The organism is Streptomyces sp. NPDC057099 (assembly GCF_042671245.1).
Taxonomy (GTDB): Bacteria; Actinomycetota; Actinomycetes; order Streptomycetales; family Streptomycetaceae; genus Streptomyces; species Streptomyces purpurascens.
On record NZ_JBHUTX010000032.1, the window covers coordinates 18,682 to 30,964 of the forward strand.

Here is a 12,283-nt window from a genome sequence, read left to right on the forward strand (position 1 = left end):
CTCGCCCGCCGCCAGGCCTCGTCGTTAAGCGATTTGCATCCGGCCTCCGCGTTCACGTAACGTTGCATTCAACGACGCGGGGTGGAGCAGCTCGGTAGCTCGCTGGGCTCATAACCCAGAGGTCGCAGGTTCAAATCCTGTCCCCGCTACTGAAGGCCGAGGGCCGGAATCCGAAAGGGTTCCGGCCCTCGGTGTTTGCCCAGGAGTGTTCAGGGGCGGTGCCCCACCGCCTCCTCGTAGAGGGAACGGTTCACGGTCCGGGACTCGGGGAGCGCGGCGTCCTCCGCCACGCCCTGTGCCCGGTAGGCCGCCTGGAGGCGGGCCGTCGTGCCGGTGCGGATCTCCCAGTCCATGCGCAGGGACGGGGTGGAGCGGAGGATCGTCTCGTCCGTCTTCAGGAGATCCGCCAGGTAGGTGACGTACCTCTCGTTCTGTTTGTAGTCGGCCGCGAAGTACGTGCTCACCGTGCGGATGTACGCCCGCAGCAGGGCCACCCCCGCGTCCACGTCGTCGTTCAGCAGGCTCGGGCCGTAGAGCAGGCCGCCCAGGGGCTCGCCGGGTGGCTGGCCGCCCAGGAAGGCGTAGCCCGGCTCGCCGTCGACCCGGCGCCACACCGGGTCCAGCAGCCACGCGGAGTCGACGCCGCCGTTCCGCAGGGCGGTGAGGACGTCGGCGGAGCCCAACTGCTGGTAGCGGATCCGGTCGAGGCCGCCGCCGTGCTGCTCCAGAGCCTGTTCCATGGGGTAGGCGATCACCGAGCCCTTGCCGATCATCGTGCCGAGTGTCCGGTCGGCCATCCGGACGGCGGCCGGCGTCTCGCCGTCCTTCAGCCGGACCCACAGGCCGCTCTTGGACTTCGGGCCGGGGGAGAAGTTCCCCGCGACCCAGCGGATGACGAAGCCGCCGCGGATGCCGTTCATGACAGCCGCCTCCGGGGCCGCCCAGAGCGCGTCCACCTCGCCCTTGGCCAGCAGCGGGAGGGCCTCGGGCGTCGGCAGCACCTTCAGCGTGACGTCCAGGCCCTCTTTCTCGAACTCGCCCTTGTCGAGGGCGACCCGCAGCGGTGCCACGTACTCCGCGCTCAGCGTGCCCGTCGCGATGGTCAGCTTCCGGGGCTCGGCGAGCCGTTGTGGGGCCGGGGAGCCCGGGCGGCAGCGGGCCGGGGCGCGGTCGGGTGCGCGGTCGGCGGGGTCCGTCCAGGACGCGGCGCCGCAGCCCTGGACCGGGCGGATCGTGCGCGTCGCCGTGTCGGCTCTCGGCTGCGACGGCCCGGAGGACGGCGACGAACAGGCCGCCGAGGCCAGCAGCGCGCCCGCGAGCAGGGTGAGACCGTACGTACGTGCCCTCATGCCTGCCCCCGTCCCCGGTCGCGCGGTGCCCACGGGGTGAGCAACCGGCCTACGAAGCGGACCAGTTCGGAGAAGAGCACGCCCAGGGCGGCGACGCAGACGATGCCGACGAACATCACGTCGTTCTGGAAGAGGGCGCGGGAGTCGAAGATCAGATGGCCCAGGCCGTCGGTCGCGGCGATCTGCTCGGAGGCGACGATCACCAGGACCGCCACGCCCGCCGCGATCCGCGCGCCGACCAGGACGGCGGGCAGGGAGGCCGGGAGCAGGACATGGCGGAACATCTGCCACGGGGAGGCCCCGAAGACCCGGCCGGCGTCCCGGTGGCCGTCGGGGACGGCCATGACCGCGGACATCGTGGAGATCCAGACGAAGAAGAAGACCGTGGCCGCCACCAGGGCCACCTGCGGGCCCTCGCCCAGGCCGAACATGTTCAGGAAGACGGGCAGCAGAGCCAGCTTCGGTACGACGTACAGGGCGTCCAGGAGCGGTTCCAGTGCGGCCCTCACCAGCGCCAGCGAACCCATCAGCAGGCCCAGCAGATAGCCCGCCGCCGTGCCGACGGCGTAGCCGGCCAGGACGCGCTTGAGTGTCGCCCACACGTCCGGCCACAGGTCACCGGCCGCGGCCCGGTCCCAGCCGTCGGCGAGGATCGTGGACGGTGCCGGGTAGACCCGCTCGTCGATCCAGCCCCGGACGGCCGCGAGCTGCCAGAGCAGCACCAGGAGGAGGGGGACGGCCCCCGCGAGGGACAGTTCGAGGGCGCGGCGGCGGCGATGGGTGCGTACGGGGTGCATTTCCTGCGGGCCCGGGCGGCGGACCAGGGCCGGGCCTTGTGTCCCGGGGGCGACGGTGGTCATGCGGGCACCGCCTCCTTCCGCAGCAGCTCCCACAGCTCGCTCTTCAGCGCGGTGAACTCGGGGGTGGCGCGGACGTCGCCGGTGCGCGGGCGCGGGAAGGGCGGGCGGTGTTCGGCGATGATCCGGCCCGGGCGGGCGGACATCACGAACACGCGGTCGCCGAGGACGATCGCCTCCTCCAGACTGTGGGTGATGAAGAGGGTCGTCGTGCGCAGGGCCTGGGTGATCTCCAGCAGTTCGTCCTGAAGGATCGTGCGGAGCTGGGCGTCCAGGGCGGCGAACGGTTCGTCCATCAGCAGCAGTTCGGGTTCGACGGCGAGCGCGCGGGCGATGGCGACCCGCTGGCGCATGCCGCCCGAGAGGGTCGCCGGATAGGCGTGCGCGAAGTCGGCGAGGCCCATGCGGGCCAGCCACTCGGCGGCACGGGCGTTCGCCTCCCGGCGCGGAACGCGCTGCACGTCCAGGCCGAAGCGGACGTTGGCCTGGACGGTCTTCCAGTCGTAGATGCCGTAGTCCTGGAAGATCATGGCCGCCGGGCGTGCGCTGGAGGTGTGGATCTCCAGGGTGCCGGTGCTGGGCCGGAGCAGGCCGGCGGCGATGCGCAGCAAAGTGGATTTGCCGCAGCCCGAGGGGCCTACGAGGCAGACGAACTCGCCGGGAGCGACGGTCAGGTCGAGGGGGCCGAGGGCGTCGACCGCGCGGGGGCCCCGGCCGAAGGTGCGCGTCAGGTCATGGGCGGTGAGTTTTGGATACGGCTCTCCCACTTCGGTCTCCTCGCGGAGTGCGGAACGGACTGGTGGGTGCCGTTGACCATATGACGGCCCGTCAGATACGGGAAGTGCGCAGACACGGACAAGCCCCGGCACGCATCGGTGCCGGGGCTTGTCGAGAAGGGGAGAGCTAGGCGGCCGCGCAGTTCGGGCAGACGCCGCGGTACGTCACCTCGACGTCCGAGACCGTGAAGCCGAAGCGCTCCGAGTCGGGGAGGTCCGCCAGCGGGTTGCCGATCGGGTGGACGTCCCGGATCGCGCCGCACCGGGCGCAGACCAGGTGGTGGTGCGGCTGGTGGGCGTTCGGGTCGTAACGCTTGGCGCGCTGGTCGGTGGAGACCTCGAGCACCTCGCCGAGGGTCACGAGCTCGCCGAGCGTGTTGTAGACGGTCGCCCGGGAGATCTCGGGCAGCTTGGCGACGGCCCGGGAGTGGACCTCGTCGGCCGTCAGATGGACGTGTTCGCCGTCGAGGACCTCGGCCACGACACGCCGCTGCGCGGTCATCCGCCATCCGCGTCCGCGCAGCCGTTCCAGAAGGTCACTCATGGCCACCAGCCTAACAGCAAAGCGGACCAGGTCACGAACAGGTGTGAGTTTAGAATCCACCTGATGTTGGATCCTGTCTAACGCGCTTCCTGCTGTCAGGCGGGCACCTGCTGGCGGGCCGGTGCCCAGCGGCGGATGATGTCGCGCACCGAGACGATGCCGGCGGGTTCGTCGTCCTCCAGCACGATGAGGTGGCGGAAGCCGCCGTGCGCCATGGCTCGTGCCGCCTCCTCCAGGGTCCAGGCCGGAGTCGCGAAGACGACGTCGGTGGTGGTGTGGGCGTGGGCGCGTTCGGTGTCCGGGTCCTGGCCCAGGCCCACGGAGTTGAGGATGTCGCGTTCGGTGAGGATGCCGATGCCGCCGGCGTCGGGGTCGTACACCACGGCCGCACCGATCCGCCGTGCGGACATCAGCGCGGCGGCCTGGCGAAGGGTGTGGGTCGGGCCGATGGTGAGGACGACGGTGCTCATGGCGTCACGGACGAGCATGGATCGAGCCACCTCCTGGGAGTGCCCCCGCCGTTTGTTCAGTGTTTCACAAATTCACAAGTTGGGGGGACTCTCAGGGTGGCAGGTAAAGGGAGGGTCAACAAGGGGGCGCTCGGTAACAACGGGGCGCGCTCAGTAGCGCTGGTTGAGATATCCGAGCAACTCGTCGTGCAGCAGACCGTTCGACGCGGCCGCGTCGCCGCTGTGCGGGCCCGGGCGGGCGTCGAGTCCGGTGAAGGTGCCGCCGGCCTCGGTGACGATGATCGCGGTGGCGGCCATGTCCCACAGTGACAGCTCCGGCTCGGCGCACATGTCGATGGAGCCTTCCGCGACCATCATGTACGGCCAGAAGTCGCCGTACGCGCGCGTGCGCCACACCTCGCGGGTGAGGTCCAGGAAGCCGTCCAGGCGGCCCTGCGCCTCCCAGCCGCTGAGCGACGAGTACGCGAAGGAGGCGTCGGCGAGCTTGTTGACGCGGGAGACGTTCAGGCGGGAGGCCTTGGTGAGGCTGCGGCCGGTGAAGGCGCCGTGGCCCTTCGCGGCCCACCAGCGGCGGCCGAGTGCGGGGGCGGAGACGACGCCGACGACGGGCTGGAAACCGCCCTCGCCGGCCTCCATCAGGGAGATGAGGGTGGCCCAGACGGGGACGCCGCGTACGTAGTTCTTGGTGCCGTCGATCGGGTCGATGACCCAGCGGCGGGGGCCGGTGCCCTCGACGCCGTACTCCTCGCCGAGGATCGCGTCCCGCGGGCGGGCGCGCTGGAGTTGGCCGCGGATGAGTTCCTCCGCGGCCTTGTCCGCTTCGCTCACCGGCGTCATGTCCGGTTTGGTCTCCACCTTGAGGTCGAGGGCCTTGAACCGGTCCGTCGTCGCGGCGTCGGCGGCGTCGGCGAGGACGTGGGCGAGACGCAGATCGTCGAGGTAGTCGGGCATGCAACGAACCTATCTGCCGAGGTGGGGGTGGGGCTACAGGGGGTTTGTGCCGGGGTGTGGGGGCGTTGTGGTTGCCCGGCGTGGGGGCCTGGATGCGGGTGGGTGCGCAACCCGGCGCGGCGGGGTGCCGCCTGCGCCCACCCGTGCCGCCCTGGGGGCGCCTCCCAGGCCCTTAAGGCACTGGGGGAGGCACGCATGCCCGCAGTCAGGGCGACGCACCGCGCAGGTCGGCTCAAAGGCGACCCCGCATGCCCCCGCGAACCCTTGACAGTGGGTGCGGGCGCGTCAAATCTGTGCGCAGAGCCGCTGGCCCCCAGGGGAGGCAATGATGCCTGCAGCGCGGGAATCTCTGTTGGACGCCGCCTACGCGGCGCTGGCGCGCCGGTCGTGGTCCGGGGTGCGCATGGTGGACGTGGCCGTGGCGGCCGGGGTGTCCCGGCAGACGCTCTACAACGAGTTCGGCAGCAAGGACGGCCTCGCCCGGGCGCTCGTGAGAAGAGAGGCCGACGGGTATCTCGCCGGTGTGGACCGCGCGCTCGCCGGCCACAGCGACATCCGCGACCGGCTCACCGCCACCGCCGAGTGGACCACGTCGGCGGCACGCGAGAACGCCCTGGTCCGCGCCATGCTCACCGGCTGCTGGAGCGAACGGCTGCCCTCGCCGACCCTCTCGGCCGTGCCCTCCACCTCCGCCGTACCGGCGCAGCGCCGCGCCGACGGCCCGCTGCCCTCACCAGGCGACCTCGTCACCCTCATCCGCGACCGAGCCGTCACCGTCCTGTCCGGACCCGGCGCGCCCAGGTCCGACACCGCCGACCTGTCCCGCTCCTGCGAACTCGCCGTCCGGCTCGCCCTGTCCTGCGTGGCCGCGCCACCCGGCGAGGGCGGCGTCACCGACCTGGTCCGCAGCGCCCTGTACCGGCAGTCCGGGTGACGGGGCGTCAGTGCGCCGAGCCCGACAACTGCAGCCCGATCACGCCGACGATGACGAGACTGATCGACACCAGCTTCAGCGTCGACACCAGGTCGCCCAGGAACACCATGCCGTAGATCGCCGTCCCCGCCGCCCCGATGCCGGTCCACACCGCGTACGCGGGACCCACGTCGAGCCTTCTCAGCGCCAGGGTCAGCAGCCCGAAACTGCCGAGGGCGAAGACGCAGAACGCCACCGTCGGCCAGAGGCGGGTGAAGCCGTGCGACAGCTTCAGACACACGGCGAAGCCGGTCTCCAGCAATCCGGCCACGATGACCAGCAGCCACGCCATGAGCCGTTCCTCCCGTGTGCCACGCTAAGTGACCGCTTGCATTCGGCTTGGTGCGATGAGTGATTATGCACTTACCGTCCGCCCGCCATGACAAACAACGCTGAGGTCAGTCGCCTTCCTTCCGCTCCCGCGTGGCCAGCAGCCGCCGCAGCGAGTACAGCCGGGCCGGGTCCGCGTGCCCCTCGGCCACCCACGCGTCCAGCGCGCAGTCCTGTTCGTCGTGGCTGCACGCGCGCGGGCACCCCTCGGTGCCCGGCTCCAGGTCCGGGAAGGCGTGGATGACCCGGGACGGATCCACGTGGTGCAGGCCGAAGGACCGCAGGCCCGGGGTGTCGATCACCCAGCCGTCGTTGTCCGACAGCGGCAGCGCCAGCGCCGAGGTGGTGGTGTGCCGGCCTCGGCCCGTCACCGCGTTCACATGCCCGGTCGTACGCCGCCGCTCCTCCGGTACGAGCGCGTTGACCAGGGTCGTCTTGCCGACTCCGGAGTGTCCGACGAACGCGGTGATCTTGCCGTCGAGCTGCTCGCGCACCCGGGCGATGGCGGTGCCGTCCTGCAGTTCCTCGCGGCTGGTGACGACGTAGGGGGTGTCGAGGTGGCCGTACAGCTCCAGCAGCTTGTCGGGCGGGGCGAGGTCCGACTTGGTCAGCACCAGCAGCGGATCCAGGCCACCGGCGTAGGCCGCGACCAGGCAGCGGTCGATCAGCCGGGGGCGGGGCTCCGGATCGGCCAGGGCGGTGACGATGGCCAGCTGGTCGGCGTTGGCGACGATCACGCGCTCGAACGGATCGTCGTCGTCCGCCGTACGGCGCAGCACCGATGTGCGCTCCTCGATGCGGACGATCCGGGCGAGGGTGTCCTTCTTGCCTGACATGTCGCCCACGAGGGCCACGCGGTCGCCGACCACGGCCGCCTTGCGGCCCAGCTCGCGGGCCTTCATGGCCATCACCACTCGGTCCTCCACGAGACAGGTGAGGCGGCCCCGGTCGACGGTGAGGACGAGGCCCTCGGCGGCGTCCTCGTGCTTGGGGCGGATGTTCGTCCGGGGCCGGGTGTTCCGGCGCCCGGGACGGGTGCGGATGTCGTCCTCGTCGGTGTGCTTGCCGTAGCGGCGCATGACGTGATCCCTGCGTCCTACGCCTCGAGCATCCCGGTCCACAGATCGGGGAAGTCGGGCAGGGTCTTGGCCGTCGTCGCCACGTTCTCGATCTGTACTCCCTCGACCGCGAGGCCGATGATCGCGCCGGCCGTGGCCATGCGGTGGTCGTCGTAGGTGTGGAAGATCCCGCCGTGCAGCCGGCGCGGGCGGATGTGCAGGCCGTCGGCGGTCTCCGTCACGTCGCCGCCGAGCTCGTTGATCTCCTTGGTCAGGGCGGCCAGCCGGTCCGTCTCGTGCAGCCGCAGATGGGCCACGCCGCGCAGGGTCGAGGGGGAGTCGGCGAGGGCCGCGACCGCCGCGATGCCCGGCGTCAGCTCGCCGACCTCGCTCAGGTCGACATCGATGCCGTGGACCGAGCCGGAGCCGGTGAACGCGAGTCCGTGCTCGGTCAGTTCGCAGGAGCCGCCCATCTCGGTGAAGATCTCGCGCAGCCGGTCACCGGGCTGGGTGGTGCGGTCCGGCCAGGCCGGGACGACGACCTTGCCGCCGGTCACCAGCGCGGCCGCCAGGAACGGCTGGGCGTTGGACAGGTCCGGCTCGATGACCAGGTCCCGGCCGAGCAGGGCGCCCGGTGTGACCCGCCAGACGTTCGGCTCGCCGCCCGACTCGGGCGTGTCCACCTGGGCGCCGACCGCGCGCAGCATGTCGACGGTCATGCGGATGTGCGGCATGGAGGGCAGCGTGGTGCCGGTGTGGCGGACCTCGACGCCCTGGTTGAAGCGCGGCCCGGACAGCAGGAGCGCGCTCACGAACTGGGACGAGGAGGACGCGTCGATCGCGACCTGGCCGCCCTCCAGGGCACCGCTGCCCTGCACGGTCAGCGGCAGCGCGCCGCGGCCGTCGTCGTCGATCCGGGCGCCGAGCCGGCGCAGCGCGTCGATGACTCCGTTCAGGGGACGCTCGTACGAGCGAGGGTCGCCGTCGAACCGGACGGGACCGTCGGCGAGCGTGGCGACCGGCGGCAGGAACCGCATCACCGTGCCGGCGTTGCCGACGTCGACCGTGGCCGGTCCGCGCAGGCCCGTGGGGAGCACCCGCCAGGCCTCGCCGGTGCCGTCCGGGCCCACGCCCTCTTCGATCTCGACGCCCATCGCGCGCAGGGCACCGGCCATCAGCAGGGTGTCGCGGGAGCGCAGCGGGCGGCGCAGCCAGCCGGGTTCGGAGGCGAGTGAGGCGAGGACGAGGGCGCGGTTGGTGACGGACTTGGACCCGGGCACGTGGACCGTCGCGTCGACGGCTCCGCTCGCGTGCGGGGCGGGCCAGAGGGCGGTGTCTGCGGTGTTCGGGGCCATGGGCCCACTTTATAAGGAGCCAGGAGGGCGGGCCGTGGTTCGGGTGCGGCGCCGTGGTGGTTGCTCGCGCCCGCGCGGCGGAGCCGCACATCGGCACAGCCCCGCGCCCCTGGGTCGGCTGGTCACAAGCCCAGTAGCCAGCGACCCCCACCTATCAGCGAGCACAGCGACACCGCGTGGAACAGGAAGAACCACAACCCCGCCGGCACATGCGTCAGCCGTGACAGCTGGTCCGCGTCCGAGTCGCCCGCCCCGCCCCGGGCCCGCTTCGCCTGGAGTTCGAACGCCGGGCGCACCCCGCCCAGCAACAGGAACCACACCACCACGTACGCGAACGCCGCCTGCACCTGAGGGCCGGCCAGCCAGGACACCAGGACGAACAGGCCGCCGGTGACGATCATCGTCAGGGCGCCGTACGCGTTGCGGATCATCACCAGCATGGCCAGGAGCAGGGCCGTGGCCAGCCACAGCAGGAGCGTGATGCGGCCGGCGCCCAGCAGGGCCGCTCCGCCCAGGCCCAGCAGGGGCGGGGCGGTGTAGCCGGCGGCGGCCGTGAGGATCATGCCGATGCCGTGCGGCTTGCCGCGGCTGACGGTCAGGCCGCTGGTGTCCGAGTGCAGCCGTATGCCGGTGAGGGTGCGGCCGGTGAGCAGGGCCACGAGCCCGTGGCCGCCCTCGTGGGCGATGGTGATGGCGTTGCGGGAGATGCGCCACAGGCCGTGCGGGATCACCACGGCGAGCGCGGCGGCCAGAGTCGCGATCACCACCCACAGGTCGGGGTAGGGCTGCGTGCCGGAGACCTCGTCCCAGAGGGAGGCGAGCGAGGCGGTAGCGGTGCTGTCCATGTAAGGCGTTGGCTCCCTGTGGTCGGATGGAATCTGGCAGTGTGGCACGTATGTGCGGACGGTATTCAGCGAGTCGCAGGCCAGAGGATCTCGCAGGAATCTTTGAGATCGAGAAGTGGGAGCCCGAGGAGACCCTCGAGCCGGACTACAACGTGGCGCCCACCAAAGAGGTCTACGCCGTCCTCGACCGCCCTCTGAAAGACGTGGACGACCCGCGCCCGGTTCGGCAGCTGCGCAAGCTGAAGTGGGGGCTCGTCCCGTCCTGGTCGAAGACCCCCGAGGGCGGCGCCCGGATGATCAACGCCCGCGCGGAGACCGTCCACGAGAAGCCGTCCTTCCGCCGCGCCTTCACCTCCCGGCGCTGCGTCCTGCCCGCCGACGGCTACTACGAGTGGGTCACCGGCACACAGGAGCGCGAGCTGGAGGTCGAGGGCAAGAAGAAGCGGCCCCGCAAGCAGCCGTACTTCGTGACACCGGCGGACGGGTCGGTCTTCGCCATGGCCGGGCTGTACGAGTTCTGGCGGGACCGGACGCTGCCCGACGACCACCCGCGGTCCTGGTGGGTGACGTGCTCCGTGATCACCACCGAGGCCGAGACGAGCCCGCTGGCGGTGTCCCCGGCGGACGGTCCGCATGCCCTGGCCGAGATCCACCCCCGGATGCCGCTGATGCTGACGCCCGACCGCTGGGAGGCCTGGCTCGACCCGTCCCGCACGGACGCCGACGACCTGCGCGAACTGCTCGCCCCGCCGCCCGCCGGGCTGATGCGCGCCTACCCCGTCGCCACGGCCGTCAGCAACGTCCGCAACAACGGGCCGGAGCTGCTGAAGGAGCTGGAGGGGCCGGAAGAGGGCACACTCTTCTGACGTGAGTTCCGACACGACCGAGATCATCGAGACCGACGCGGGCCCCGCCCGGATCACCTGGCACCAGGCGAAGAAGGCGCGGCTGGTGCTCGCCGTCAGCCACGGCGCCGGCGGCGGCATCGAGGCCCGCGATCTGAAGGCGCTGGCCGCCGTCCTCCCCGCCCACGGCGTGACCGTGGCCCGTGTGGAGCAGCCCTGGCGGGTGGCCGGGAAGAAGCTGGCGCCCGCGCCCAAGACCCTGGACCTCGGCTGGCGCGGCATCTGGCCCGCCCTGGCCGGGCCCGGACTGCCGGTCGTCTCCGGCGGCCGCAGCGCCGGGGCCAGGGTCGCCTGCCGTACCGCCACCGAACTGGGCGCCCACGCGGTCCTCGCCCTCAGCTTCCCCCTTCACCCGCCCGGCAAGCCGGAAGAGTCCCGGGCCGAGGAACTGCTGGGTTCCGGGGTGCCCACCCTGGTCGTCCAGGGCGGGAACGACCCCTTCGGGAAGCCGGAGGAGTTCCCCGCGGGCTCGTACGAACTCGTCGAGGTGCCGTACGGCGATCACGGCTTCGCCGTCCCCAAGCGCGCGGAGATCGCGCAGGACGAGGCCGTGGCGCTCATCACGGACGCGGTCCTGCAGTGGACCGGGTCACTCGGTTAAAGCTCCGGGAATGCAGGGGCGGCGAGCACTGTTGTGCGGGACGTACGGGCTGGAGACCAGCACAGACGTCGCAGGAGAGGAAGTCCGCCGCATGGGTTCGACCATCTGCCCGAGCCGCAGCAGCCGCGCCGACCTGGAGTGGACGGTGCTGCACGCGGCCAGGACCGCCCCTGTTCGGGCGGCGGGCGGACCGGATCGTCGTCTATCCTCCGATTCGGGTGAGACCGGTCTCGGTCTCACGAGAACACTCGAGGAGGTGGGTCCGGTCACAGGGACCGACGCAGGGACCGAACACGGCCAGGCGGAGCAGCCCGAGGGCCAGGGCGGCACGGGCGCGGAGACGGCCGCGGAGCGCAGTGCGCGCTTCGAGCGGGACGCGCTCGAGTTCCTCGACCAGATGTACTCGGCCGCGCTGCGCATGACGCGCAACCCGGCCGACGCCGAGGACCTGGTGCAGGAGACGTACGCCAAGGCGTACGCGTCCTTCCACCAGTTCCGAGAGGGCACCAACCTCAAGGCGTGGCTGTACCGGATCCTCACCAACACCTTCATCAACTCGTACCGCAAGAAGCAGCGCGAACCTCAGCGCTCCGCGGCCGAGGAGATCGAGGACTGGCAGCTCGCCCGCGCCGAGTCGCACATGTCGACCGGTCTGCGCTCCGCCGAGTCGCAGGCGCTCGACCACCTGCCCGACTCGGACGTGAAGGAAGCGCTCCAGGCGATCCCCGAGGAGTTCCGTATCGCCGTGTATCTCGCGGACGTCGAGGGGTTTGCCTACAAGGAGATCGCCGACATCATGGGGACACCCATCGGTACGGTGATGTCCCGGCTGCACCGGGGCCGCCGTCAGCTGCGCGGCATGCTGGAGGACTACGCCCGTGACCGCGGGATGGTCCCGGCCGGCGCCGGAGAGTCGAACGAAGCGAAAGGCTCGGGGTCATGAGCTGCGGAGAGCCGCACGAGACGGATTGCAGCGAAATCCTCGATCATCTCTACGAGTTCCTCGACCGTGAGATGCCGGACTCGGACTGCGTGAAGTTCGAGCACCACTTCGAGGAATGCTCGCCCTGCCTCGAGAAGTACGGGCTCGAACAGGCCGTGAAGAAGCTGGTCAAGCGCTGCTGCGGGCATGACGACGTGCCGGGCGACCTGCGGGCCAAGGTCATGGGGCGGATCGACCTGATCCGTTCCGGCCAGGCGGTCCCCGATCAGGACGTCACGGCCTCGCCCGCCACGCCGCAGGAATCCTGACACTCCTGCGCTTTTCAA

15 protein-coding genes and 1 tRNA gene are annotated in these 12,283 nt (G+C 71.2%); 6 read left to right on the top strand and 10 right to left on the bottom strand.

From position 1 onward, the window contains the following. Nucleotides 1–75 precede the first annotated feature (75 nt). Nucleotides 76–149 (top strand) — tRNA-Met (locus ACFT4A_RS29580). A 60-nt stretch (nucleotides 150–209) separates the two neighbouring features. Here the strand turns inward: ACFT4A_RS29580 and ACFT4A_RS29585 are convergent. From ACFT4A_RS29585 to hisN, 6 genes are all read right to left on the bottom strand, one after another. Further along, nucleotides 210–1,349: an ABC transporter substrate-binding protein gene (locus tag ACFT4A_RS29585; protein ID WP_382835840.1), complete on the bottom strand. Its 1,140-nt coding sequence runs from the start codon at nucleotides 1,347–1,349 to the stop codon at nucleotides 210–212. After that, nucleotides 1,346–2,209: an ABC transporter permease gene (locus ACFT4A_RS29590; protein WP_382835843.1), complete on the bottom strand. Its 864-nt coding sequence runs from the start codon at nucleotides 2,207–2,209 to the stop codon at nucleotides 1,346–1,348. The genes ACFT4A_RS29585 and ACFT4A_RS29590 overlap by 4 nt, the downstream gene beginning before the upstream one ends. Then, complete coding sequence (locus tag ACFT4A_RS29595) at nucleotides 2,206–2,973, bottom strand: ABC transporter ATP-binding protein (RefSeq protein ID WP_382835846.1); 768 nt, start codon at nucleotides 2,971–2,973, stop codon at nucleotides 2,206–2,208. The genes ACFT4A_RS29590 and ACFT4A_RS29595 overlap by 4 nt, the downstream gene beginning before the upstream one ends. Before the next feature lie 136 nt (nucleotides 2,974–3,109). After that, the gene (locus tag ACFT4A_RS29600; protein WP_382835849.1) at nucleotides 3,110–3,526 is read right to left on the bottom strand and encodes a Fur family transcriptional regulator; all 417 of its coding nucleotides are present in this window, start codon (nucleotides 3,524–3,526) and stop codon (nucleotides 3,110–3,112) included. 95 nt (nucleotides 3,527–3,621) lie between these two features. Continuing rightward, nucleotides 3,622–4,014, bottom strand: coding sequence for a cyclic nucleotide-binding/CBS domain-containing protein (locus tag ACFT4A_RS29605; protein WP_382835852.1), 393 nt, complete (start codon nucleotides 4,012–4,014; stop codon nucleotides 3,622–3,624). Between the two features lie 132 nt (nucleotides 4,015–4,146). Then, nucleotides 4,147–4,947 (bottom strand): histidinol-phosphatase, encoded by an 801-nt coding sequence (gene hisN / locus ACFT4A_RS29610; protein WP_261683157.1) that lies wholly within the window; start codon nucleotides 4,945–4,947, stop codon nucleotides 4,147–4,149. Between the two features lie 325 nt (nucleotides 4,948–5,272). Between hisN and ACFT4A_RS29615 the strand changes: the two genes are divergently transcribed. Next, complete coding sequence (locus tag ACFT4A_RS29615) at nucleotides 5,273–5,881, top strand: TetR/AcrR family transcriptional regulator (RefSeq protein WP_382835855.1); 609 nt, start codon at nucleotides 5,273–5,275, stop codon at nucleotides 5,879–5,881. A gap of 7 nt (nucleotides 5,882–5,888) precedes the next feature. On the opposite strand, the gene ACFT4A_RS29620 is transcribed toward ACFT4A_RS29615, so the two are convergent. The 4 genes from ACFT4A_RS29620 to ACFT4A_RS29635 all read right to left on the bottom strand — a co-directional run bounded on the left by ACFT4A_RS29620 (nucleotide 5,889) and on the right by ACFT4A_RS29635 (nucleotide 9,508). After that, nucleotides 5,889–6,212, bottom strand: coding sequence for a multidrug efflux SMR transporter (locus ACFT4A_RS29620; RefSeq protein ID WP_193481056.1), 324 nt, complete (start codon nucleotides 6,210–6,212; stop codon nucleotides 5,889–5,891). Nucleotides 6,213–6,318: 106 nt separating this feature from the next. Continuing rightward, entirely contained in the window at nucleotides 6,319–7,329 is a 1,011-nt protein-coding gene (gene rsgA / locus ACFT4A_RS29625; protein ID WP_382835857.1) for a ribosome small subunit-dependent GTPase A, read from the bottom strand. 17 nt (nucleotides 7,330–7,346) lie between these two features. Then, nucleotides 7,347–8,663, bottom strand: a complete 1,317-nt coding sequence (aroA, locus tag ACFT4A_RS29630; RefSeq protein ID WP_382835860.1) for a 3-phosphoshikimate 1-carboxyvinyltransferase — start codon at nucleotides 8,661–8,663, stop codon at nucleotides 7,347–7,349. Nucleotides 8,664–8,785: 122 nt separating this feature from the next. Further along, nucleotides 8,786–9,508: a M50 family metallopeptidase gene (locus ACFT4A_RS29635; RefSeq protein WP_382835861.1), complete on the bottom strand. Its 723-nt coding sequence runs from the start codon at nucleotides 9,506–9,508 to the stop codon at nucleotides 8,786–8,788. A gap of 50 nt (nucleotides 9,509–9,558) precedes the next feature. Between ACFT4A_RS29635 and ACFT4A_RS29640 the strand changes: the two genes are divergently transcribed. From ACFT4A_RS29640 to rsrA, 4 genes are all read left to right on the top strand, one after another. Beyond that, on the top strand, nucleotides 9,559–10,374 hold the full coding sequence (locus ACFT4A_RS29640) for an SOS response-associated peptidase (RefSeq protein WP_382835864.1): 816 nt from the start codon (nucleotides 9,559–9,561) through the stop codon (nucleotides 10,372–10,374). A gap of 1 nt (nucleotide 10,375) precedes the next feature. After that, nucleotides 10,376–11,014 (top strand): alpha/beta family hydrolase, encoded by a 639-nt coding sequence (locus ACFT4A_RS29645; protein ID WP_382835867.1) that lies wholly within the window; start codon nucleotides 10,376–10,378, stop codon nucleotides 11,012–11,014. A gap of 256 nt (nucleotides 11,015–11,270) precedes the next feature. Next, nucleotides 11,271–11,957, top strand: a complete 687-nt coding sequence (gene sigR, locus ACFT4A_RS29650) for an RNA polymerase sigma factor SigR (RefSeq protein ID WP_189723136.1) — start codon at nucleotides 11,271–11,273, stop codon at nucleotides 11,955–11,957. Continuing rightward, the gene (rsrA, locus tag ACFT4A_RS29655; RefSeq protein ID WP_031103063.1) at nucleotides 11,954–12,265 is read left to right on the top strand and encodes a mycothiol system anti-sigma-R factor; all 312 of its coding nucleotides are present in this window, start codon (nucleotides 11,954–11,956) and stop codon (nucleotides 12,263–12,265) included. The genes sigR and rsrA overlap by 4 nt, the downstream gene beginning before the upstream one ends. Nucleotides 12,266–12,283: the final 18 nt, after the last annotated feature.